Source organism: Azospirillum brasilense (genome assembly GCF_003349955.1).
GTDB lineage: Bacteria > Pseudomonadota > Alphaproteobacteria > Azospirillales > Azospirillaceae > Azospirillum > Azospirillum brasilense_B.
This window is the reverse complement of the sequence record NZ_QLKQ01000038.1, coordinates 38,929-58,420: the sequence shown is the minus strand read 5'-3', so window position 1 is coordinate 58,420 and position 19,492 is coordinate 38,929. Positions and strand designations below refer to the sequence as shown.

At 67.8% G+C, this 19,492-nt stretch carries 19 protein-coding genes; 13 read left to right on the top strand and 6 right to left on the bottom strand.

Translation table 11 applies throughout. The features are described 5' to 3' along the window. Nucleotides 1-5 precede the first annotated feature (5 nt). The 3 genes from dapA to DXK32_RS17570 all read left to right on the top strand — a co-directional run bounded on the left by dapA (nt 6) and on the right by DXK32_RS17570 (nt 2,449). Nucleotides 6-881, top strand: coding sequence for a 4-hydroxy-tetrahydrodipicolinate synthase (gene dapA, locus DXK32_RS17580; RefSeq protein ID WP_038527734.1), 876 nt, complete (start codon nt 6-8; stop codon nt 879-881). 66 nt (nt 882-947) lie between these two features. Then, nucleotides 948-1,394, top strand: a complete 447-nt coding sequence (gene smpB, locus DXK32_RS17575) for an SsrA-binding protein SmpB (protein WP_114859705.1) — start codon at nt 948-950, stop codon at nt 1,392-1,394. A gap of 26 nt (nt 1,395-1,420) precedes the next feature. Next, a complete protein-coding gene (locus DXK32_RS17570; protein ID WP_114859704.1) occupies nt 1,421-2,449 on the top strand; it encodes a methyltransferase in 1,029 nt (342 codons plus the stop codon). A 49-nt stretch (nt 2,450-2,498) separates the two neighbouring features. Here DXK32_RS17570 and hemB read toward each other — a convergent pair whose 3' ends face one another. The 3 genes from hemB to DXK32_RS17555 all read right to left on the bottom strand — a co-directional run bounded on the left by hemB (nt 2,499) and on the right by DXK32_RS17555 (nt 5,418). Beyond that, nucleotides 2,499-3,512, bottom strand: coding sequence for a porphobilinogen synthase (gene hemB / locus DXK32_RS17565; RefSeq protein ID WP_114859703.1), 1,014 nt, complete (start codon nt 3,510-3,512; stop codon nt 2,499-2,501). Between the two features lie 63 nt (nt 3,513-3,575). Continuing rightward, a complete protein-coding gene (locus tag DXK32_RS17560) occupies nt 3,576-4,424 on the bottom strand; it encodes a metallophosphoesterase family protein (protein WP_114859702.1) in 849 nt (282 codons plus the stop codon). Nucleotides 4,425-4,449: 25 nt separating this feature from the next. Next, complete coding sequence (locus tag DXK32_RS17555) at nt 4,450-5,418, bottom strand: diacylglycerol/lipid kinase family protein (RefSeq protein WP_114859701.1); 969 nt, start codon at nt 5,416-5,418, stop codon at nt 4,450-4,452. Nucleotides 5,419-5,585: 167 nt separating this feature from the next. Between DXK32_RS17555 and DXK32_RS17550 the strand changes: the two genes are divergently transcribed. From DXK32_RS17550 to DXK32_RS17515, 8 genes are all read left to right on the top strand, one after another. Then, entirely contained in the window at nt 5,586-6,677 is a 1,092-nt protein-coding gene (locus DXK32_RS17550) for an enoyl-CoA hydratase/isomerase family protein (protein ID WP_114859715.1), read from the top strand. Between the two features lie 392 nt (nt 6,678-7,069). Further along, nucleotides 7,070-7,543, top strand: a complete 474-nt coding sequence (locus DXK32_RS17545; protein WP_014240398.1) for a MarR family winged helix-turn-helix transcriptional regulator — start codon at nt 7,070-7,072, stop codon at nt 7,541-7,543. 333 nt (nt 7,544-7,876) lie between these two features. Beyond that, on the top strand, nt 7,877-8,632 hold the full coding sequence (locus DXK32_RS17540; protein WP_114859700.1) for an ABC transporter ATP-binding protein: 756 nt from the start codon (nt 7,877-7,879) through the stop codon (nt 8,630-8,632). Further along, complete coding sequence (locus tag DXK32_RS17535; protein ID WP_114859699.1) at nt 8,625-9,347, top strand: ABC transporter ATP-binding protein; 723 nt, start codon at nt 8,625-8,627, stop codon at nt 9,345-9,347. The genes DXK32_RS17540 and DXK32_RS17535 overlap by 8 nt, the downstream gene beginning before the upstream one ends. A 43-nt stretch (nt 9,348-9,390) precedes the next feature. Next, nucleotides 9,391-10,605 (top strand): ABC transporter substrate-binding protein, encoded by a 1,215-nt coding sequence (locus tag DXK32_RS17530; RefSeq protein ID WP_114859698.1) that lies wholly within the window; start codon nt 9,391-9,393, stop codon nt 10,603-10,605. 94 nt (nt 10,606-10,699) lie between these two features. Continuing rightward, nucleotides 10,700-11,587 carry a branched-chain amino acid ABC transporter permease gene (locus DXK32_RS17525; RefSeq protein WP_038527753.1) on the top strand — a complete coding sequence of 296 codons (888 nt, stop codon included), beginning with the start codon at nt 10,700-10,702 and terminating at the stop codon, nt 11,585-11,587. A gap of 3 nt (nt 11,588-11,590) precedes the next feature. After that, nucleotides 11,591-12,574: a branched-chain amino acid ABC transporter permease gene (locus tag DXK32_RS17520; protein WP_205215754.1), complete on the top strand. Its 984-nt coding sequence runs from the start codon at nt 11,591-11,593 to the stop codon at nt 12,572-12,574. Nucleotides 12,575-12,635: 61 nt separating this feature from the next. Next, entirely contained in the window at nt 12,636-13,328 is a 693-nt protein-coding gene (locus DXK32_RS17515) for an L-2-amino-thiazoline-4-carboxylic acid hydrolase (RefSeq protein WP_162801222.1), read from the top strand. On the opposite strand, the gene ald is transcribed toward DXK32_RS17515, so the two are convergent. After that, nucleotides 13,325-14,443, bottom strand: a complete 1,119-nt coding sequence (gene ald, locus DXK32_RS17510) for an alanine dehydrogenase (RefSeq protein ID WP_114859696.1) — start codon at nt 14,441-14,443, stop codon at nt 13,325-13,327. The genes DXK32_RS17515 and ald overlap by 4 nt on opposite strands. A gap of 366 nt (nt 14,444-14,809) precedes the next feature. Here ald and DXK32_RS17505 point away from each other — a divergent pair, with 366 nt between their 5' ends. Beyond that, nucleotides 14,810-15,388, top strand: a complete 579-nt coding sequence (locus tag DXK32_RS17505) for a phasin family protein (protein ID WP_114859695.1) — start codon at nt 14,810-14,812, stop codon at nt 15,386-15,388. A 79-nt stretch (nt 15,389-15,467) separates the two neighbouring features. On the opposite strand, the gene DXK32_RS17500 is transcribed toward DXK32_RS17505, so the two are convergent. Then, the gene (locus DXK32_RS17500; protein WP_114859694.1) at nt 15,468-17,003 is read right to left on the bottom strand and encodes a bifunctional metallophosphatase/5'-nucleotidase; all 1,536 of its coding nucleotides are present in this window, start codon (nt 17,001-17,003) and stop codon (nt 15,468-15,470) included. Between the two features lie 155 nt (nt 17,004-17,158). Here DXK32_RS17500 and DXK32_RS17495 point away from each other — a divergent pair, with 155 nt between their 5' ends. Beyond that, entirely contained in the window at nt 17,159-17,872 is a 714-nt protein-coding gene (locus tag DXK32_RS17495) for a type 1 glutamine amidotransferase (RefSeq protein WP_114859693.1), read from the top strand. Nucleotides 17,873-17,875: 3 nt separating this feature from the next. On the opposite strand, the gene DXK32_RS17490 is transcribed toward DXK32_RS17495, so the two are convergent. Further along, the gene (locus DXK32_RS17490; RefSeq protein WP_114859692.1) at nt 17,876-19,486 is read right to left on the bottom strand and encodes an NTP transferase domain-containing protein; all 1,611 of its coding nucleotides are present in this window, start codon (nt 19,484-19,486) and stop codon (nt 17,876-17,878) included. Nucleotides 19,487-19,492: the final 6 nt, after the last annotated feature.

Below are 19,492 nucleotides of genomic sequence, written 5' to 3'. Positions count from 1 at the left end.
CAGGCATGTTGTACGGTTCCATCGTCGCTCTTTTGACCCCGTTTAAAAACGGGAAAGTGGACGAGGCCGCCTTCCAGTCCTTCGTCGAGTGGCAGGTTGCGCAGGGCACCCACGGTCTCGTTCCGTGCGGCACAACGGGCGAGTCGCCCACCCTCTCCCACGAGGAGCACAACCGGGTCGTCGAGCTGTGCATCGAGGCCGCGGGCGGGAAGGTTCCGGTCGTCGCCGGCACCGGGTCGAACTCCACCGAGGAGGCGATCTCGCTGACCCAGCACGCCAAGAAGGCCGGCGCCACCGCGGCGCTGGTCGTCACGCCCTATTACAACAAGCCGACGCAAGAAGGTCTGTACCAGCATTTCAAAGCGATCCATGACGCGGCGGATTTGCCGATCGTTATCTACAACATTCCCGGCCGCAGTGTCGTGGATATGTCGGTGGCAACGATGGCCCGCCTCGCCAAGCTGCCGAACATCGTCGGCGTGAAGGACGCCACGGCGGATCTGGCCCGCCCGGTCCGCCTGCTGCAGGAGGTCGGTCCCGACTTCATCCAGCTCTCGGGCGAGGACGCGACGGCGCTGGCCTTCAACGCGCAGGGCGGCGTCGGCTGCATCTCGGTGACGGCGAACATCGCGCCGGCCCAGTGCGCCGCGATGCAGGACGCCTGGCGGAAGGGCGATCTCGCCACCGCCTACAAGTACCGCGACCTGCTGACCCCGCTGCACGATTCCATGTTCGTGGAGACGAGCCCGGCGCCGGTGAAATACGCCGCCAGCCTGCTCGGCAAGTCCTCGGACGAGGTTCGTCTGCCGCTGGTCGCCGCGTCGGAAAGCACGCGGACCACCGTCCGCGACGCGATGAAGAAGGCCGGGCTGCTGTCCTAAGGGACAGCAGCACCCCGCCCCAGGGAAGGAGGATCCGTGGCCGCCCGCGAGCCCGAACCAAGGCGCATGGCGGCACAGAACCGCCGCGCACGCTTCGACTATTTCATCGAAGACACTCTGGAGGCCGGTCTGATGCTGACCGGCACCGAGGTGAAGTCGTTGCGCGGCGGCCGTGCCAGCATCAACGAGGCGTACGCCGGCCTCAAGAACGGGGAACTGTACCTGTTCAACGCCTACATCCCGGAATACGGGCAGGCGGGACGCTGGCTTCAGCACGAGACCAAGCGCCCGCGCAAGATGCTGGTGCACCGCCGCGAGCTGAGCAAGCTCATGGGCGCCATCAAGCAGAAGGGGATCACGCTGATCCCGATGACCGTCTACTTCAACGACCGCGGCATCGCCAAGGTCGAGGTCGGCCTCGCCACGGGCAAGAAGAAGCACGACAAGCGCGAGTCCGAGAAGGAACGGTCGTGGCAGCGCGACAAGGCGCGCCTGATGCGCGACAAGGGTTGAGACCAGGGGATAAAGGGAAAGAGCCTGTGAGCCGATTGTCCAACCGCGCGACCGACCGCGATTCCACCGTGGCCGGCGTCGCCGCGGAGGCGCTGGCCGACCGCCGCCCGCAGGGCCGAATCCTGGTGGCCGGCGACACCGACGGCGCCATGGAGGAGGCCCTGGCCGAGGGCGGGGCGGAGGTCGTCTCCTGGCACCGTCTGGGGCTGGAGGGCAAACCGGCCACGCCCTGGCCGGCGGACGGCGCCTTCGACGGCGCGGTCCTGCGCCTGCCGCGCGGCTGGGCCGCCTTCGAAATGGCGCTGCACGCCCTGGCCGCCCGTTTGCCGGCGGGGGCGCCGCTGTGGATCGCCGGCAGCAACGACGAGGGCATCACCTCGGCACCGAAACGCTTCGACGGGCTGGCGGAGGGCGCGGAGACGCTGACCATCAAGCGCCGTGCCCGCCTGCTGGAAACCCGCCGGACCAGCGATGCCGCCAAGGGCAATCTGGAGGATTGGCGGGAAACCGTCGCCCTGCCGCTGCCGGGGCGTGACAGCGCGCTCGATCTGGTGTCCTACCCCGGCCTGTTCGCCCATGGCCGTCTCGACACCGGCACGGAATGCCTGCTCCAGGTCCTGCCGGAGATCGCGGCGGGAACCGCCGTCCTGGACTTCGGCTGCGGCGCCGGGGTGATCGCGCGGGCGGTGCGGGAGCGCACGCCGGACGCCCGGCTGACCCTGCTCGACATCGACGCGGTGGCCCTGCACGCCGCCCGCCAGAACGTGCCGGACGCGGAGTGCGTGCTGAGCGACGGGCTGGCCGGGCTCGGCGTGCGGGAGCGCTTCGGGCTGATCGTCTCGAACCCGCCGCTCCACCGCGGCAAGGACGAGGATTTCGGGATGCTGGAGGCGCTGGTCGCCGGCACGAAACAGTATCTGAAGCTGCGCGGCTCGCTGGTCGCGGTGACCCAGCGGACGGCGGGGGTGGGCAAGCTGTTCAAGACGGCCTTCGGCCACGCCGACCTGCTGCTGGAGACGCCGCAGTTCCAGGTGTGGAAGGGCACGCCGAAGTAACGGACAAGCGAGCGGAGGCCGCGCCGGAGCGCGGCCCCGCGCGGACGGGTCACCCCTCCTGCAGCCGCCGTGCCGCATCAACGGCGCCATAGGTGAGGATGGCGTCGCAGCCGGCGCGCTTGAAGCCGGTCAGGGTCTCCAGCAGCGCCTTGTCGTAATCCAGCCAGCCGTTCTGCGCGGCGGCGCGCAGCATCGCGTATTCACCGGAGACGTGGTAGGCGAAGGTCGGGACGGCGAAGGTGTCCTTTACCCGGCGGATGACGTCCAGATAGGGCAGGCCGGGCTTCACCATCACCATGTCCGCCCCTTCCTGCAGGTCGAGGGCGACCTCGTGCAGGGCCTCGTCGGTGTTGGCGGGGTTCATCTGGTAGGTCTTCTTGTCGCCCTTCAGGAAACCACCCGAATTCACCGCGTCGCGGAAGGGTCCATAGAAGGCCGAGGCGTATTTGGCGGCGTAGGAGCACAGCCGCACCAGCTCATGCCCATGGCTGTCCAGCCGGTCGCGGATCAGGCCGATGCGGCCGTCCATCATGTCCGACGGGGCGACGATGTCCACGCCGGCGTCGGCCTGCGACAGCGCCTGCCGGGCCAGCACCTCGACCGTCTCGTCGTTCTGGATGTAGCCGTCGCGCATCAGACCGTCGTGGCCGTGGGTGGTGTAGGGGTCCAGCGCCACGTCGCCCAGGATGCCGACATGGGGCACCGCGGCCTTCAGCGCGCGGATGGCGCGGTTCATCAGGTTGTCGGGGCGGTAGGCCTCCGCCGCGTCCTCCGACTTGCCCTCGGCGCCGACGACCGGGAACAGGGCGACGCAGGGGATGCCGAGGTCGCCGGCCGCGGCCACCGCCTCGGTCAGCAGGTCGATGGTCAGACGCTCCACGCCGGGCATGGAGGCCACGGGCACCCGCTCGTTCTGCCCCTCGATGACGAAGACCGGCCAGATCAGGTCGTCCACGGTCAGGCGGTTTTCGGCGACGAGGCGGCGGGTCCAGGAATCGGCGCGATTGCGGCGAAGCCGGGTGCGCGGGAAGGACGCCGGGGACCGGAAATGCGAAGCGGACATGCGGGGGACCTGATGTGCTCTTAAAACTTGCGGCGCGATCCTACGCCGCAAGGCGGCCGTGACTCAAGCCGCACCGCTCACAGGTCTGAATCCCGAGTCCTGCATCTCCATGACCCAGCGGTGGCCGTCCTTGCGCCATTGCGAGACGAGGCCGCCGGTGAAGGCTGCCCCCTCCCAGGACCGCACCTCGAAGGTGACGCGCGGCGGCTCGATGGCGATGAGGTTGTAGGCGTTGGCCTCGTTGCGCAGCCGCGTGGAGGTCGCGGTGGAGGCCTGGGCGACCAGGATGGAGCGGGCCACCTGGGTGTGGTGGGTCATGATGTCGCCGGAATAGGCGCGGTGCAGATGCCCGGCCAGCAGCAGATCGACCCCGCAGCTTTCCAGCGCCGGCAGAGCCAGCTTGTGCCGCCCGACCAGCTTCGTCTTCGGCGCGTCGGGGGGCGGCAGGAAGGGGTGGTGGGTGAACAGCACCTTGAAGACGGTGTCCGGCACCTCGCAGAACACCTCGCGCACGCGCTTGATCTGCGCCTTGTTCATGCGCCCTTCGGAAAAATCCGCGATGACCGAGCGCGCCGTGTTGATCCCCAGAACGGCGATTTCCGAATCGATGTGGAAGGGGCTGAGGTCGGTGGTGATGTAGCGCTTGTAGTTGCCGAACGGGTCGAGGAAACGGCGCACCACGTTGTAGACCGGGATGTCGTGGTTGCCCGGCACGACCAGATAGGGGAAGGGCAGCTTTTCCAGAAAGGCCCGCGCCTCCAGGAAATGGCGGGCCTTGGCGCGCTGGACCAGATCGCCGGAGATGACGATCAGGTCGGGCCGCGCCGCCGTCAGGTCGGCCAGCAGGCCGTCGACCACCAGCGGGTCGATCCGCCCGAAATGCAGGTCCGAGATGTGGGCGAGCTTCTTCACGACACCTCCCCGGCAATCATTCCCGTCACGCGCCGTCGCCTTCAGGCGGCGCCTTGGGCAGCAGGACCTTCAGCGCCTTGGGACGGATGCGGTAGTTCAGTGGGGGCTCCATCTGCAGGATTTCGCCGTCGTTGACCATCTTCAGCCGCCGCCGGCGGCTGTGCACCGTCAGTTGCGTGGCCGTCAGCGTTTCCAACTCCTCATCATGCTGCCAAGTTCCGAGCATGGTGCGGCCCATCAGCCGCAGCAGCCCCCAGGGGTCGCGCTGCCGCGCCACATAGACGCCGAGCTTGCCGGAATCGAGCGTGTTGCGGCGCAGGAGCATGCTGCCCGCCTCGCCGTCGAAGGGGTTGTTGGACACCACGAGAATCGGTGTGCGCACGCGGCGGGGCCCGTCGCCCCAGTCGATCCGCACGTCGAGCAGGGGCAGGCGGCGGAAGGTGCGGACCATGGCGAGCGCCATCGCCGGCCATTTCAGCAGGCGGTGCCGCTTGCGCTTCTCCTCGCGCTCCTGGACCACTTGCGGGTAGAAGCCGAGGACGGAGCTGTTCAGGTAGACCTCGCCGTTCACCTCCGCCACGTCGATGCTGCTCACCTCCCCGGCGGCCAGGGCCTCGTACGCCTCGTCGAGGTCCAGCGGCGTCTTCAGGTCGCGCGCCAGCAGGTTCATGGTGCCGAGCGGCAGGATGCCCAGGATCTTGCCGGTGGGCAGGATCATGTTGACCGCGGTGTGGATGGTCCCGTCGCCGCCGCCGACGATGACCAGCTCCGCGTCGGAGTCGATCGCCTTGCGGATTTCCGACGCGCAGTCGGCCGGCTCCACCGCGGTCAGCGACACCTCCGCCCCGTGCCGTTCGAAGGCGCTGCGGATCGCCGCCACCGTGTCGTCGATCGGCTGTCCGGCCAGCGTTCCCGCGGACCGGTTGAGGATGATGGCCGTCTTGCGGCCAGCTCCCTCCTGACGTGACGCTTGCGCTGCTGAGGCTGCCATCATGGAACTGTCCCGCTCATGACTGTGGGTGCGGCAACGGCTGAGGCCGGGGCGGTGTTCCGCGACGCTGCGCTGCGAAACCGCGGTTTGACACGCCGCCCGCCGCCCGTATCATCGCCCGAAACCGATCAATTCGCCCCACAAACGAACAAATGGAAACGACCGGAACCATGAGCGACCCCGCCCAGACCCAGAACGCCGAAACCCAGAACGCCGAGATCCTGTTCGAACGCCGCGGCTCCATCGGGCTGGTGACGCTGAACCGCCCAAAGGCGCTGAACGCCCTGACGCTGGGCATGATCCGCCTGTTCGATCCGCAGTTGCGCGCCTGGATCGCCGATCCCGAGGTCAAGGCCATCGTCGTGCAGGGTGCGGGGGAGAAGGCCTTCTGCGCCGGCGGCGACGTGGTGAACCTGTACGAGACGGGCAAGGCTGCCAAGGCGGGGCAGGACGACGGCGCGTCCATCCGCGCCTTCTTCAGCGAGGAATATGTCCTCAACCGCCTGATCCATACCTGCCCGAAGCCCTATGTCGCGCTGATCGATGGCATCAGCATGGGCGGCGGCGTCGGCCTGTCGGTGCACGGGTCACATCGCATCGTGACCGAACGGACGATGTTCGCCATGCCGGAGACGGGCATCGGGCTCTATCCGGACGTCGGCGGCACCTATTTCCTGCCGCGCCTGCCCGGACAGGTCGGCATCTGGCTGGGCCTGACCGGCGACCGTCTGAAGGCGGCCGACATGATCGAGGTCGGCGCCGCCGACGCCTTCGTGCCCAGCGCCAAGCTGGAGTCCCTGATCGCCGAGCTGGCCGACGGCGTGCCGGCCGACGAGGCGGTCGCCCGCCATCGTGAGGAAGCCGGCGAACCGCCGGTCGCCGCCAACCGCGCGGCCATCGACCGCTGCTACGCCCATGACGGCGTGGAGGCCATCGTCGCCGCTTTGGAGGCCGAAGGCACGGAGTGGGCCGCCGGCCAGCTCGCCACGCTGAAGCGGGTGTCGCCGACCAGCCTGAAGGTGACGCTGGAGGCGCTGCGCCGCGGCGCAGCGCTGGACTTCGACGGCTGCATGATCCAGGAGCTTCGCCTCAGCCTCGCCTTCCTCGCCCGCCATGATTTCTACGAAGGCATCCGCGCGGCGCTGGTCGACAAGGACCGGAACCCGCGCTGGTCGCCGGCCTCTCTGGCCGACGTGACGGCTGAAGAGGTCGCCGGTTACTTCGCCGAACCCGTTGGCGGGGATTTGCGCTTTACCGAATGAAGAGGCCCGCTCTCCTTTATTGCACTCAGGACGTGCAAGGATGCGGGCACATTCCGCGTGTTTCTGCGTTAGTATCAGGGAAATCCTTGCGGGACTTGTCTCAAACCTGACGGTTGTTATGAAAGGTCGGGTGGGACGGGTCGGCTTGCCGCCCGGTTCGCCGGGCGGGAATGCCGCCGGGATGCCCGGATTCCGGGCACATTCCGGCACGCGACGGGGCTTGGCACGGCAGGACGGGGGTATTCCGCAGGGCCAGGCTGTTCTACAACCCGGGCCGTGCTTTTGGGGCATTATTGAGGTGATTGCCGGACAATGATCGGTTAATCTCCCCTTAAGGACCCCGGAAAGGCCACAGGTCGGCCCATGTCCGGTACGAGCCAAAGGAGACCGCGGTGCGCAAACCCTATTACGAAAGCATCCTCTTGATCGAACGGCTTCACCGCCACTTTCTCGAGGTGCTGAAGACCGAGCTTGACCGGCTCGGTATCCAGGACATCAACAACGTCCAGAGCCTGATCCTGTACAACATCGGCGAGGACGAGATGACCGTCGGCGAGCTGACGGCGCGCGGCTACTATCTCGGCTCCAACGTGTCCTACAACGTCAAGAAGATGGTCGAGAACGGCTATCTCGGGCAGGAGCGTTCGCCGCACGACCGCCGGTCGGTGCGCGTCCGCCTGTCGGAGAAGGGCCTCGATCTCCGCGAGAAGATCAGCCGCATGTTCGAGCGCCACCTGACGGCGCTGGAGAAGGCCGGCTTCAGCGACGAGGAGCTGGTCAAGGCGAACGAGACCCTGCGCAAGCTCGAACGCTTCTGGTCCGCCTCGCTCGACTACAGCGGCTTTCCGCTGACCTCGGCGGCCTGAGCCGGGGCCGCCTGAGTCGTATCGGCACCGCGGTTTCCGGCTCCTGCGTCGAAAGAGAAAGGCACGCCTCCGGCCTCGGGTCCGGGGGCGTGCCGCGAGTCGGTGTGCGGCCCTGCGTGGCCGCTTTTTTCATGCCCGCGTTTTGGCCACCCACAAGGTCCTTTCCCCCTCCGGACTCGCCGTCCGGCAACGCATTGTCGCGCCATAAGTGCTTCCGGATGGACGGGATTAAGTTCTTTCCGTAAGCTGTACGTGTGACAGATTGCTGCTAACCTGAACCAAACAACAGGCGGTCTCGCGGAAGGCCGCTGAAAAACAGGGAATGGGGAGGATATGGCAAGTGACGTCATTCTGGAGACGCGCGGACTGACCAAGGAATTCCGGGGCTTCGTCGCCGTCCGCGACGTCAGCCTGCGGGTGAAACGGGGGTCCATCCATGCGCTGATCGGTCCCAACGGGGCCGGAAAAACGACCGTTTTCAATCTGCTCACCAAGTTTCTTCAACCCAGCTCCGGGAACATCCTGTTCAACGGGCGCGACATCACCGCGGTCAAGCCGGCGGACGTGGCACGGCTGGGCATCATCCGCTCCTTTCAGATTTCGGCGGTGTTCCCGCATCTGTCGGTTCTGGAGAATGTGCGCGTCGGGCTGCAACGGCCGCTCGGCAACTCCTTCCACTTCTGGACATCGGAATCGGTGCTCGACCGGCTGAACGGGCGGGCGATGGAGCTGCTGGAGGATGTCGGGCTGGCCGGCTACGCCCACCGGCCGGCGGCGGAGCTACCCTACGGCCGCAAGCGGGCGCTGGAGATCGCCACGACGCTGGCCCTGGAGCCGGAGATGCTGCTGCTGGACGAGCCGATGGCCGGCATGGGGCACGAGGACATCGACCGCATCGCCGCGCTGATCAAGCGGGTCTCAGCCAACCGCACGATCCTGATGGTGGAGCACAACCTGTCCGTGGTGTCCAACCTGTCGGACTGGATCACCGTGCTGGCCCGCGGCGAGGTGCTGGCCGAGGGGCCCTACGCCGAGGTGTCGCGCCACCCGAAGGTCCGGGAAGCCTATATGGGGAGCGGTCATGCCTGACGGCGCAACGGTGAGGACGGCGATGCTGGAGGTTTCCGATCTCCACGCCTTCTATGGCGAGAGCCACGTCCTGCACGGGGTCAACCTGGAGGTCCGCCAGGGCGAGGTGGTGACCCTGCTGGGCCGCAACGGCGCCGGCAAGACGACCACCATGCGCTCGATCATGGGCATCGTCGGCAAGCGCAACGGCTCCGTCCGATTCCAGGGTCAGGAGTTGATCAGCATGGCGCCGCACAGGATTCCACGCCTGGGCATCGGCTATGTGCCGGAGGAGCGCGGGATCTTCGCCTCGCTCAACGTCGAGGAGAACCTGACGCTGCCGCCGGTCGTGAAGGACGGCGGCATGACGGTCCAGCAGATCCACGAGCTGTTCCCCAACCTCCAGGGTCGGGGCTCGACCCAGGGCACCCGCCTGTCGGGCGGCGAGCAGCAGATGCTGGCCATCGCGCGCATCCTGCGCACCGGCGCCACCATGATCCTTCTCGACGAGCCGACGGAAGGGCTGGCACCGGTGATCATCGAGCAGATCGGGGTGGCCGTCCGCAAGCTGAAGCAGCGCGGCTTCACCGTCCTTCTGGTGGAGCAGAACTTCCGCTTCGCCGCCACCATCGCCGACCGCCATTACATGATGGAGGAAGGCCGCGTGATGGACATGATCCCGAACAACCAGCTCGCCGCCAACATGGAGAAGTTGCACACGTATCTGGGTGTCTGAATCAACAAGCAGAAACGCTCGAATTCGAACCGGGAGGAATGGAATGATTGCACGTCTGCTTGCCGGGGCGGCGCTTGCCGCGCTGGCCGTCGGTTCCGCGCAGGCCCAGCAGGGCAAAATCTCCGGCGACGTCGTGAAGATCGGCGTCCTCAACGACCGTTCCGGCCTCTATGCCGACCTCGGCGGCGAGGGCTCGGCGGTCGCCGTCCGCATGGCGGTCGAGGAGGTGGGCGGCAAGATTCTCGGCAAGCCCATCGAGGTCGTTTCGGCCGACCACCAGAACAAGCCGGACATCGGCTCCAACCTGTCCCGCGAATGGATCGACCGCGACGGGGTGGACGTCATCGTCGACGTCCCGAACTCCGGCGTCGCCCTGGCGGTTCAGGAGGTGACTCGCGAGAAGAAGACCATCTTCCTCATGCAGGGGCCGGCGACCTCGCGCCTGACCGGCGACGCCTGCTCGCCCACCGGCTTCCACTGGGCCTACGACACCCGCGCGCTGGCCGTCGGCACCGGGCAGGCCATCGTGAAGGAGGGCGGCAAGAGCTGGTTCTTCCTGACCGCCGACTACGCCTTCGGCCACCAGCTCGAAACCGACACGGCCGCACAGGTCAAGAAGGCCGGCGGCTCGGTCGTCGGTGCGGTGCGCGCGCCGCTGAACACGGCGGACTTCTCCTCCTTCCTGCTGCAGGCGCAGTCGTCGGGCGCGCAGGTCATCGGCCTCGCCAACGCCGGCGGCGACACCATCACCTCGATCAAGCAGGCGTCCGAGTTCGGCCTGACGCAGAGCGGGCAGCAGAAGCTGGCCGGGCTGCTGATCTTCCTGTCGGACGTGCACGCGTTGGGGCTCCAGGTCGCCCAGGACCTCGTCCTCACCACCGGCTTCTACTGGGACATGGACGACGAGAAACGCGCCTGGTCGGAAAAGTACAAGGCGAAGACCGGCAAGATGCCGACCATGGTGCAAGCCGGCAGCTACTCCTCGGTCAAGCACTACCTGAAGGCTGTCGAGGCGGCGGGGACCGACGACGGGCCGACCGTCGCCGCCAAGATGAAGGAGATGCCGGTCAACGACATGTTCGCCAAGAACGGCAAGATCCTGCCGAACGGGCGCATGGTCCACGACATGTATCTGGCCCGCGTGAAGAAGCCCAGCGAGTCCAAGGGGCCGTGGGATTATTACGAGATCATCCGAACCATCCCCGGCGACGAGGCCTTCGCCACCCTGGCGGAAAGCGGCTGCAAGCTGCCGGGCTGATCCCCGCCCGCCCCGGCGTTCCGTCCGCCGCCGCGCGTGGGGATGGAACGCCGGGGCGATCACCCGCCGCGCAGAACGGCCGGAAGCGAGCGACATGTCCACAATCTTCGGCATCCCGCCCCAGGCGCTGTTCGGGCAGCTTCTGCTGGGGCTGATCAACGGGTCCTTCTACGCGCTGCTCAGCCTCGGGCTGGCGGTCATCTTCGGCATGCTGAACGTCATCAACTTCGCCCACGGCGCCCTTTACATGCTGGGGGCCTTCGTGGCGTGGCTGCTGCTGACCACGGCGGGGATCGGCTACTGGTGGGCGCTGCTGCTGGCGCCGCTGGTCGTCGGCGCCTTCGGCGTGGTGCTGGAAAAGACGCTGCTCAGCCGCCTCTACAAGCTGGACCATCTCTACGGGCTGTTGCTGACCTTCGGCCTCGCGCTGATCGTGGAGGGGGCGTTCCGCCATTTCTACGGCGTGTCGGGCCAGCCCTACCCGATTCCCGACCTGCTGCGCGGCGGGCAGAATCTCGGCTTCATGTTCCTGCCCAACTACCGCGGCTGGGTCGTTGTCGCCTCGCTGGTCGTCTGCCTCGCCACCTGGTACGCCATCGAGCGGACGAAGCTCGGCGCCTACCTGCGCGCCGCCACCGAGAATCCGGTGCTGGTCCAGGCCTTCGGCATCAATGTGCCGCTGATGATCACGGCGACCTACGGCTTCGGCGTCGCGCTGGCCGGGCTGGCCGGCGTTCTCGCCGCGCCGATCTATCAGGTGTCGCCTCTGATGGGCTCCAACCTGATCATCGTCGTCTTCGCCGTGGTGGTGATCGGTGGCATGGGCTCGATTCTGGGGGCGGTGCTGACCGGCTACGGGCTAGGGCTGCTGGAAGGTCTGACGAAGGTGTTCTATCCGGAGGCGTCCAACATCGTCGTCTTCGTCATCATGGCCGTGGTGCTGCTGATCAAGCCCGCCGGCCTGTTCGGGCGGGAGAGGTGACCCATGGCGACCGAAATCCACGCCGTCCGCCGCGAAACCGCGGCCCCCACCACGGGCAGGCCATCCATGCCGGGCCTCGTGGCTCTGGCCGTGCTGCTGCTGGTTCTGATCGCCGCGCCCTACGTGCTGTACCCCGTCTTCGTGATGAAGGTGCTGTGCTTCGCGCTGTTCGCCTGCGCCTTCAACCTGCTGATCGGTTTCGCCGGTCTGCTCAGCTTCGGCCACGCCGCCTTCTTCGGCGGGGCGGCCTACATCACCGCCCACACGGTGAAGGTCTGGGGGCTGCCCCCGGAACTCGGCATCCTGCTGGGCACCGCCTTTTCCGCGACGCTCGGGCTGGCCTTCGGGGCGCTGGCGATCCGCCGGCAGGGCATCTACTTCGCCATGATCACCCTGGCGCTGTCGCAGATGGTCTTCTTCATGGCCCTGCAGCTCAAGTTCACCGGCGGCGAGGATGGCATCCAGGCGGTGCCGCGCGGCCATCTGTTCGGCATGATCGATCTCAGCCAGCCGATGGCGATGTACTACACGGTGCTGGCGGTCTTCCTGTTTGGATTCCTGGTGATCTGGCGCACCGTCCATTCGCCCTTCGGGCAGGTCCTGAAGGCGATCCGCGAGAACGAGCCGCGCGCCATCTCACTCGGCTACCGCACCGACCATTACAAGCTGATGGCCTTCGTCCTGTCCGCCGCCCTGGCGGGGCTGGCCGGCGGCACCAAGGCCATCGTCTTCCAGCTCGCCACCCTGACCGATGTGCAGTGGCAGATGTCCGGCGCGGTGGTTCTGATGACCCTGCTCGGCGGCATCGGGACGCTGTTCGGGCCGGTGGTCGGGGCGGCGCTGGTGGTGACGCTGGAGAATTATCTGGCGGCGAGCAACCTGCCGGTGCCGGTGGTGATCGGCGTGATCTTCGTCGCCTGCGTGCTGCTGTTCCGCCGCGGCATTGTCGGCGAGATCGCCGCCCGGTTCGTCGGCAAGCGCCCGTGAGCGGGGTGACGTGAGCGGGGCGACGGCGCCGACCGATTTCGGTTCATCCTGGGAGACGCCAATGGCCGAGGCCATCCACCCTTTCTACGAAGCACACCGCGAGGCCATGGAGGCATCCATGCGCCAGCGCCTCGACCTTGCCGAAGGGATGTTGGGCGAGCATGTCCACCCATCCGACATCGATGGTATCAAGCGGGCGGTGATGGACGAGTTTGGCATCGTGCTCACCCAGATGCCCTATGTCGGGGGCGCAGACAGCCGCATGAGCGACTTCTTCATGCGGCTCCTCGGCTTCATGGCCATCAGCCGGGTGCTCCGGCGGCACGGCGTGCCGTTGTCGGTGATCGGCGATGTCGAGCGGGAAGCCTACAAGGCCCAACTGCTCACCGTGCCCGAAGTGGAACGTCTTGCCGCAGGGCGCCAATTCCTGTCGCCGGAGAATCAGGCGTTTTTGCGTGAGCAGGCGGAGAAAAGCCGTCAGGAGCAGTTCCCCGAGGATTTCGTCTACGACTTCGTCGAGCCGGGTCCAGGGGACCATTTCGCGTTCGGCATCAACTACAAAGCCTGCGGGTTCTGCAAGTTCGCGGCCCGTCACGGCGACAAGGACATCCTGCCGAACATCTGCGGTCTCGATTTCGACGCCTACGCGACACGCGGCGTCCATCTGGAAAGGACACAAACCCTGGCGGGTGGCGCCACCCACTGCGATTTCCGATTTTCGCGGCTCCCGCCAGGGGGCGGAAACGGCCCCTAAAGCCGCAGCGCCTCCTCTGTCGGCTGATGGGCCAGCCCCTGGGCGTCGGCCACCGCCTTGCAGGTGACGGCGCCGGCGTGGATGTTCAGCCCGGCCCGCAGGTGCGGGTCGCGCGCCAGAGCCGCGCGATAGCCCTGATCGGCGAGCGCCAGCGTGAAGGGCAGGGTGGCGTTGTTCAACGCGAAGGTCGAGGTGCGGGCGACCGCCCCCGGCATGTTGGCGACGCAGTAATGGACCACCCCATCCACCAGATAGGTCGGATCGGCGTGGGTGGTGGGGTGCGAGGTCTCGAAGCATCCTCCCTGGTCGATGGCGACGTCCACCACCACGGCGCCCCGCCGCATCCGCTCCACCATCGCCTTGGTCACCAGCTTCGGCGCCTCGGCCCCCGGCACAAGGACCGCACCGATGACGAGGTCGGCGTCGAGCACGTGCTCCTCGATCGTGTCGACCGTCGAATAGAGCGTCTGCAGCTTGGCGCCGAATTGCAGGTCCAGCTCCTTCAGGCGGGGCAGGGACTTGTCGATGACGACCACCTTCGCCTCCAGCCCCATGGCCATGCGGGCGGCGTTGGTGCCGACCACGCCGCCGCCCAGCACCACCACCTTGGCCGCGGGAACGCCGGGCACGCCGCCGAGCAGGACGCCGCGCCCGCCCTGCGCCTTCTCCAGGCAATGGGCTCCGGCCTGCACCGACATGCGGCCCGCCACCTCGCTCATCGGCGCCAGGAGCGGCAGGCCGCCGCGGGAGTCCGTCACCGTCTCGTAGGCGATGGCGACCGCGCCGGAATCCAGCAGAAGTTTGGTCTGCTCCGGATCGGGGGCGAGGTGCAGATAGGTGAACAGGACCTGCCCCCGGCGCAGCATCGCGCATTCCTGCGGCTGGGGCTCCTTCACCTTCACCACCATCTCCGCTCGGGCGAAGACGGTTGCGGCGTCCGGCGCGATTTCCGCCCCGGCAGCCTCGTACTGATCGTCCTCCAATCCGATGGCCGCACCGGCTCCGCTCTGCACCAGCACGCCATGCCCGTGATGCGTCAGTTCACGGACCGAGGCCGGGGTCAGGCCGACGCGGTATTCATGGTTTTTGATTTCCGTCGGCACGCCGATGAGCATGGGCATCCTCCGCGGGTGGGCCGGCGCCGGACCAGGACGAGGCGGTGCACCGGTTCAGGTTTGCTTACCTGAGAATTGGGGAGCGCGCGGGCCATCCGCACCTCTCTTATGACGCCATCGGGTGGATTTCTTCGGATCAAGCAAATCATTGCATAGAATTTGATAAAAAAATCACCGGAGTAAATCCTGGGGGAGACTTGTCCATATCCGCAAAAAAGGTGAAAGGGCTATTTCTTAGAGTTGTGGAACAATTCTTCGCCACCATGGTATATGGATGATTGTGTCGCACTGCACAAAATTCGCGGCATCCAAGAAAAATTGGGGGAAGCGTCCGAATCGGACGGAACGAAACCAGGAGCAAGGCAGATGGCTTCAGAGAAGGACGCGCAGACCATCGCGCGCGACACCGCCGCCAAGGGCCGGAATGTTGCCGAGGACACCACTCGCCGCATGGCGGAAACCGCCGCGGAGACGACCCAGCGCGGCGCCGACACGGCCAGCGATGTGATGGGGAAGGCGAGTCAGGTCGCCGGCCAAGTCGCCGGCCAAGTCGCCGGTCAGACCTCCGATCAGCTCAAGCGCATGATGGGTCTGTCCGCGGAAGCGCAGGGCGAGGTTGCCCAGCAGGCCCGCGAGAACATGGACGTCATGACGCAGTGCGGGTCCGTGCTGATGGACGGTATGCAGTCCATCATGCGCGAATGGATGGGCTTTGCCCAGGAGGCCATGGCCCGCAACGCCGAAGGCATGAATGCGATGATGCGCAGCCGGTCGGTCCAGGACCTCTACGCCGCGCAGAGCAGCATGGTCAAAGACGAGATGGAACTTCTGCTGAACCGCAGCGTCAAGATTTCGGAACTGTCGGCGAAAACCGCGAACGACGCGGTGCGGCGGCTGAACGCGCGGGCCGAAGGGGCTGCGCGCCACGCCCGTCGCAGCGCCTGACGCTTCACCAACGATCCATCCTGGCCTTGCGCCCCCGGACCAGCCGGTCCAGGGGCGTTCTTTTTTGCGCGCGCTCCGGTCACTTCGCGACGATGCGGCCTTCCACCTTCGGGGCGACCGTCTTCTTCGCCTCCACATAGTCCATGACCATCGTCGCCATCAGCACGGCGCCGGAGGCGTCCACCACCGTCCGGCCGCGGGACAGCGCCGCGTAGCCGTCCCCGCCCTTCAGCATGTAGTCGTTGGTCGCCACGCGGTAGGTCCGGGCGGGGTCGAGCGGCTGGCCACCCACCGTCACGCCGGTCACGCGGGTGCCCGACGGCAGCTTCGGGTCATAGGTGAAGCTCAGGCCCGACACCTGCGGGAAGCGGCCGGCCTTGTCCTCCACCTTCGACACGCCATGCTCCAGCGCGGCCAGCAGGTCGGCGCCGGACAGTTGCGTCAGCACGGCGACGTTGCCGAAGGGCATCTCCGCGAAGATATCCTTGCGGGTCAGGGAACTGCCCGCCGGGTGCAGCGTGTCGGCGCGGATGCCGCCGCCGTTGGTGATGGCGACGTCGGCCTTCAGCCCGTCGCGCAACGCGTCGGCGATCAGGTTGCCCATCGTCGTCTCCTGCGAGCGGACGACGTCCTTGCGGCTGTCCAGATCGGTTTCCGTCCGTCCGATCACCCCGGCCAGCGTTGCGTCGAGCTGGTCGGTGTAGCGCTTGACCAGCGCACCGATCCCCGCGTCCGGGGCCACCCCGGCGGTGGTGACGAACCGCCAGCCGGCGGGCGCCACGCTCGTGGCTGGTCCCTTGTCCGTGGCCTTGGTGCTGACCGCCAGATCGATGACGCCAAGATAGTGGCCGTCCGCCCCGGCCTTCAGGATCAGGGTCGAACCCTCGTAGAAGCTGATCGGGTCGTGGTCGTGGCCGCCCAGCACGAGGTCGATGCCCTTGACCTTCACGGCCAGATCACGGTCCTCCGCGATGGTCTGGTGAGTCAGCGCGACGACGACGTTTGCCCCCCCGTCGCGCAGCGCCTTCACCGCCAGGGCCGCGGCGGCCTGCACGTTGGTGAAGGTGGCCTCCGCCCCGCCGCTGGACAGATGCGCGGTCTCGGGGGTCAGGAGGCCGAGGAAGCCGACCTTGACGTCGCCGACCATCTTCGTCCAGGTGGCGACCGAGCCGGGAAACGTCTGGCCGTCCGGCCCGGCGATGTTGGTGCCGACCCAGGGGAATTTCGATTCGGCGATGCGGGCTTTCAGCACCTCCGTACCGAAGTCGAACTCGTGATTCCCGAAGCCGACGACGTCCACGCCCATGGCGTTGAACAGGTCGGGCATTTGCGCGCCCCGCGTCGTCCCGGAGAGCAGGGAGGGGGACAGGAAATCGCCGCCGACCGTCGTCAGCGCTCCGGCGCTGCGCTGCCGCTCCGCCTTCAGCACCGTCATCACGGGGGCGAAGCCGCCACGGCCCTTCACCGGGGAAATCTCGTAGATGTCATTGAAGTGCAGGAAGGTCACCGTGCCGTTCTGCGCGGTGGCGGCGGTCGGAAACAACAGGGTCGCGGGGAACAGCAGGGCGCCGGCAAGGACGGCGGCCCCCGCCAGCGTGCGAATCCGGGTCAGCATCGATCTCGTCTCCCTGGGGAAGTTGATTGGCTTCCTTCGCGTCCCCGCACTGTACGCCGTCCCGCGGCGCGGCGCATAGCCGCCTTGCAGCGCTTGATTTCGCCACCGAGGCCGCTCATGAACGGGGCATCCGCTTTCACCGACATGGCCCCTCCATGCGCATCCTCGTTGTTCAGAACAACCGAAACGCTCCCGCCGGACTCGTCGGGGACGCGCTGGCCGAGTTCGGGGCGACGCTGGTCACCGTCGCCGCGGACGAGGGGGAGGCGCTGCCCACCACGCCGGAGGGCTATCACGGGCTGCTGGTTCTCGGCGGCCCGCAGGACGCCTGGAACGACGCGCAAGGCCCGCATTTCCCACAGGTTATGACGCTGATCCGCGCCTTCGCGGCGGAGGAGCGCCCGGTGATGGGCATCTGCCTGGGCGCGCAGTTGGCCGCCCGCGCTTTCGGCGCCCGTGTCTACCGCCATTCGGTAGCGGAGATCGGCGTGGGCGCGGTCCGGCTGTTCAACGCCGCTTCGGACGATCCGCTGCTCGGCGGGCTGGCGCCGGAGCTGCACATGGTGCAGTGGCACTACGACACCTTCGAATTTCCCGAGGGTGCCGTGCCTCTGGCTTGGAGCGACGCCTGCATGCGCCAAGCCTTCCGGCTGGGCCGCAACCTCTACGCCTTCCAGTTCCACCCGGAGGCCGACGCCGCCATCGTCCGCGGCTGGGCGGAAAAATTCGGCGTCGACTCGCGGGAGCGCAACCGGTCGGTCCTCGACGGGCTGGACGCGGCGCTGGAGCGGCACCTGCCCGCCGCCGGGGCGGTCGCCCGGACGATCTCCCGCCGCTGGCTGGATCTGGTGATCGAACGGGCCGCCTGAACGTTAGCCGCGCAGTTCCGCCAGAAGCTCCGGCGTGTCCACGTCGTAGAGGATGCCGCCGTCCTCCACCGGCACCTCGACCACCTGATCGGCGTGGGTGGCCAGCAGGGTCTTGGCCCCGGCGTCACCGGAGAGCTTCGCCATCTCCGCGAAGAAGCCGCGGTCCCACAGGACGGGGTTGCCGCGCTTGCCATGGACGGTCGGGACGCAGACGGTCCGGCCCTCCAGCGGGTTGTAGGCGGCGATCAGCCGGTCGATGGCCTGCGGCGTGACGCGCGGCATGTCGCCGAGGCACACCACCACACCGTCGATGTCCGCCGGCAGGGCGGCCAGCCCGGCGCGCAGCGAGGCGCTGAGCCCGTCGGCGAAGGACGGGTTGTGGACGATGGTCAGCGGCCGCCCGGCGAGCGGCGCGGACACCGCCTCCGCCATGTGGCCGGTGACCACCACCACCGGCTTGGCCTGCGAGGCCAGCACCGCTTCAACCGTGCGGACGACCAGCGGCTCCCCGCCGACATCGGCGAGCAGCTTGTTGCTGCCGCCCATCCGGCTCGACCGCCCGGCGGCCAGAACCAGCGCGGCGATGCGCGGCGCGCGCGGCGGCTCCACCGCGACGGTGCCGGCGCGGGGCAGGGGCCGGCTGGGAATCTCGGCCAGCAGGCCGCCAACGCCCATGCGCATCACGTCGGCCCGCGTCACCGGAATCCCCGCGGCGATGCGCTGGAGCACCCAGTCGAAGCCGTTCAGCTTGGGCGACCGCGCGCAGCCGGGCAGGCCGAGCACCGGCGTCTCGCCGATGCGGGCGAGCAGCAGCAGATTGCCAGGGTCGACCGGCATGCCGAAATGCTCGATCACCCCGCCCGCCCGCTCGATGCCCGCCGGCAGCACGTCACGCCGGTCGGTGATGGCCGAGGCCCCGGCGATGAGCAGCAGGTCGACGCGCCCCGCCGCCGCGATGGCGTCGGCCAGAGCCGCCTCGCCGTGGTAGCAGCGCGAATCGCGGACCAGCCGCCCACCCATCGCCTCCAAACGTTGCCGCGTCACAGACACGGTCTTGTCGAGGACGCTGTCCTTTACACCGGGCAGGCGGGTCTGGATCAGCGCCGCGGTCAACGGGCGGAAGGGGGCGACGCGCAGCGCCGGCATCCCGGCGGACGCCTCGACCTCCGCCCCCTCCACGGCGCCGCGGGGGGCGGCGAAGGGGATGATCTTGACCGTGGCGACCATCTGGCCGGGCTCGACCGGCGCGAAGGCGGGCAGGGTGGCGACCGTTACGCTTTCGTCGATGAGGTTCAGCGCGTTGATCCGTTCGACATCCGGAACGAACAGGCCGCGCGACTCCGCGAACAGGTTGACGCGGCCGGTGAAGGCGGCGCCGACGGTGATCTCCTGCCCCTTCAGGGCGGCGGCGATGCGGGCGGCGGCGGCGTCCTCGCCCACGTCGTCAGGGCCGGGCTTGGCGACGGTCACGGTGGTGAGGCCGGCATCGCGCAGCGCCGTCACGTCCTCGGCGCTGAGGACGCGGCCCTTCTTGAAGCTGACGGAGCCGCGGCGGACCGAATGCGCCAGGATGGCGCCCTCCAGCTCCCGCAGGGGCAGCGGGCCGAAAAACATGGTGAT

Excerpts from the sequence above, each read along its gene's own strand:
- DXK32_RS17540 (WP_114859700.1), top strand. The coding sequence starts at position 7,877 with ATGGCAAGTGACGTCATTCTGGAGACGCGCGGACTGACCAAGGAATTC.
- DXK32_RS17555 (WP_114859701.1), bottom strand. The coding sequence starts at position 5,418 with ATGATGGCAGCCTCAGCAGCGCAAGCGTCACGTCAGGAGGGAGCTGGC.
- DXK32_RS17550 (WP_114859715.1), top strand. The coding sequence starts at position 5,586 with ATGAGCGACCCCGCCCAGACCCAGAACGCCGAAACCCAGAACGCCGAG.
- smpB (WP_114859705.1), top strand. The coding sequence starts at position 948 with ATGGCGGCACAGAACCGCCGCGCACGCTTCGACTATTTCATCGAAGAC.
- DXK32_RS17490 (WP_114859692.1), bottom strand. The coding sequence starts at position 19,486 with ATGTTTTTCGGCCCGCTGCCCCTGCGGGAGCTGGAGGGCGCCATCCTG.
- hemB (WP_114859703.1), bottom strand. The coding sequence starts at position 3,512 with ATGTCCGCTTCGCATTTCCGGTCCCCGGCGTCCTTCCCGCGCACCCGG.
- DXK32_RS17500 (WP_114859694.1), bottom strand. The coding sequence starts at position 17,003 with ATGCTGACCCGGATTCGCACGCTGGCGGGGGCCGCCGTCCTTGCCGGC.
- DXK32_RS17535 (WP_114859699.1), top strand. The coding sequence starts at position 8,625 with ATGCCTGACGGCGCAACGGTGAGGACGGCGATGCTGGAGGTTTCCGAT.
- ald (WP_114859696.1), bottom strand. The coding sequence starts at position 14,443 with ATGCTCATCGGCGTGCCGACGGAAATCAAAAACCATGAATACCGCGTC.
- DXK32_RS17520 (WP_205215754.1), top strand. The coding sequence starts at position 11,591 with ATGGCGACCGAAATCCACGCCGTCCGCCGCGAAACCGCGGCCCCCACC.
- DXK32_RS17515 (WP_162801222.1), top strand. The coding sequence starts at position 12,636 with ATGGCCGAGGCCATCCACCCTTTCTACGAAGCACACCGCGAGGCCATG.
- DXK32_RS17525 (WP_038527753.1), top strand. The coding sequence starts at position 10,700 with ATGTCCACAATCTTCGGCATCCCGCCCCAGGCGCTGTTCGGGCAGCTT.
- dapA (WP_038527734.1), top strand. The coding sequence starts at position 6 with ATGTTGTACGGTTCCATCGTCGCTCTTTTGACCCCGTTTAAAAACGGG.
- DXK32_RS17505 (WP_114859695.1), top strand. The coding sequence starts at position 14,810 with ATGGCTTCAGAGAAGGACGCGCAGACCATCGCGCGCGACACCGCCGCC.
- DXK32_RS17530 (WP_114859698.1), top strand. The coding sequence starts at position 9,391 with ATGATTGCACGTCTGCTTGCCGGGGCGGCGCTTGCCGCGCTGGCCGTC.
- DXK32_RS17495 (WP_114859693.1), top strand. The coding sequence starts at position 17,159 with ATGCGCATCCTCGTTGTTCAGAACAACCGAAACGCTCCCGCCGGACTC.